The sequence below is a fragment of the Acidimicrobiales bacterium genome (genome assembly GCA_022452035.1).
Lineage (GTDB): Bacteria > Actinomycetota > Acidimicrobiia > Acidimicrobiales > MedAcidi-G1 > UBA9410.
The window spans coordinates 1-1,965 of the sequence record JAKURV010000064.1; the positions used below are offsets into that span (position 1 = coordinate 1).

The following is a 1,965-nucleotide window of genomic DNA, read 5'->3' on the forward strand; positions in this document are numbered from 1 at the left end:
CCAGGCCTTCCGGTCGCCGGCGGGCGAAGAGATGGTGCTGGAGAAGAACCTGTTCGTGGAAGCGGTCCTCCCCAGCGCCATGATCTGCGACCTAGCGCCAGAGGCCCACGACGAGTACCGACGACCGTTCTCCGAACCGGGCGAGGGGCGACGCCCCACCCTCACTTGGCCCCGTGAGATCCCCGTAGCGGGTGAACCAGCCGATGTGGTGTCAATCACCTCGGCATACGCGGATTTCATGGCGTCGGCCCGGTTCCCGAAGTTGTTCGTGAACGCAGAACCCGGTGCCATCCTGACCGGCCCCCAGCGCCAGTTCTGTCGCACCTGGCCCAACCAAACCGAGGTCACAGTCGCCGGTAGCCACTTTGTCCAGGAGGACTCCGCCCATGAGATAGGGACGGCGCTGGCCAACTGGTACACGGGCATCTAAACAGTAGAGACCGTTACTCACGTTTCCCATCTACGGAGCTGCGGTTGTCGCTGGACGGTTCATCCAGCACTGACTTCCGGGGGTAGATCGCTGCCCATTTGGCGGTTGCCTTCGTTACCGTGACCCCCTGTCGAAGGCGAGCTGACGTGCAGCCCGGAGATACTCGGAATAGTGACCTGTACGGGGGCGTACCCATAAAAACCAAATGGGCAAGTACCCGTTTCTCCTTCAGTGCCCGTTCTTTCTCAACTCGTCGCTGCTAATGCGATTTCACCTAGGAGCCCGATTCTTTCGAGCTTGTGACCATTGGCGGCGAGGTTGATTGTCATGCCGTCGATACCAGTGTCCATGCAGGCCTGGAGCTTCTCTCCCACAGTGTCCGAGTCGCCAAAGATCAGGATTAGCTTGGCCATCTCGATGACCTCTTCAGACCATCCCTTTGCTGCAGCGACCTCGCGCAGATCCGATTCGGCCTCCTCCATGGTCGGAGCGACACAGACCATCTGTAACTTCGTCACCACTATCTCTGACCGATCGCGACCTAGGCGATCGCAATGTTGTTCGAGAACTTCCAGTTTCCTCGGAATCTCAGAGATCGGACCGGTAGCCAGATTGGACTCGTCTGCGTACTGAGCGACCATCCGTAAAGTTTTCTTCTCGCCATTGCCACCGATCATGATCGGAATGCGAGAGATCGGTAGTGGCGAATTGACCGCGTCGGATACCTGGTAGTGGTTCCCGGCAAAACTCACCGTTTCTCCACGAAGCATCGGAATCACGATCTTCAACGCCTCTTCGAGTTTCTCGAATCGATCAGTAAACGTGCCGAATTCGTAACCGAGAGAGTCGTGTTCGAGTTGGAACCAGCCTGCGCCGATCCCCAGAGTTGCCCTACCCGACGAGACGTGGTCAAGGGCAGTGACCGCCTTTGCCAGAAGAGTGGGGTGCCGATAGGTGTTGCCCGTCACTAACGCGGAGAGGCGCACCTTCTCTGTGTGCTGAGCTAACGCGGAGAGGACCGAGTAACACTCGAACATCGGCTCTTCTGGGGCTCCGATACCCGGCAGTTGGTAGAAATGGTCCATCACGAAGACTCGGTCAAAACCTGCGGCTTCGGCCGCTTTGGCCTGAGCGACGACCGAATCAAATATCGCCGCCTCGGGAGTCCCCGGGTAGGTGAAGTTTGGAATCTGATACCCAATCCTGGTCATCTCAATGTTCTCCGCTGGTTGTTTTCAGGGCTAGTTGGTTAACGCCATCCCCAGGCACTTCGAAGGCGACGCATGTCTCACACCGGTTGAGTTTGACTATGGGCCGGGGCTCGTGGTGAAGTCGGCCTCTAAGCGTCCTAATCGTGCGGCGCCCAAACGAATGGTTGGAATAGATGTCCCAGACCGTCCACGCCCTCTTCCCGTGCCAAGCAGGCAAGGGTGTCGAACTCCTCGCCATCCTTCGAAGCGAGCAGGGTCTAACAGCGACCCGTGCCTTTGAGGGCTGCGAATCCATAGAGGCTTACCCCGACACAGCCACCCCGG

The 1,965-nt window shown here is 58.4% G+C and carries 2 protein-coding genes; one reads left to right on the forward strand and one right to left on the reverse strand.

Annotation, left to right across the window (positions count from 1 at the left end; genetic code table 11):
- Positions 1–430: haloalkane dehalogenase (locus MK181_10970; protein MCH2420319.1), on the forward strand; the 430-nt coding region annotated here is incomplete at its 5' end.
- A gap of 245 nt (positions 431–675) precedes the next feature.
- Here MK181_10970 and MK181_10975 read toward each other — a convergent pair.
- A complete protein-coding gene (locus MK181_10975; protein MCH2420320.1) occupies positions 676–1,641 on the reverse strand; it encodes an LLM class F420-dependent oxidoreductase in 966 nt (321 codons plus the stop codon).
- Positions 1,642–1,965: the final 324 nt, after the last annotated feature.

Bases quoted from the DNA above. Each gene is read 5' to 3' on its own strand.
- MK181_10975 (MCH2420320.1), bottom strand. From the start codon at position 1,641: ATGACCAGGATTGGGTATCAGATTCCAAACTTCACCTACCCGGGGACT.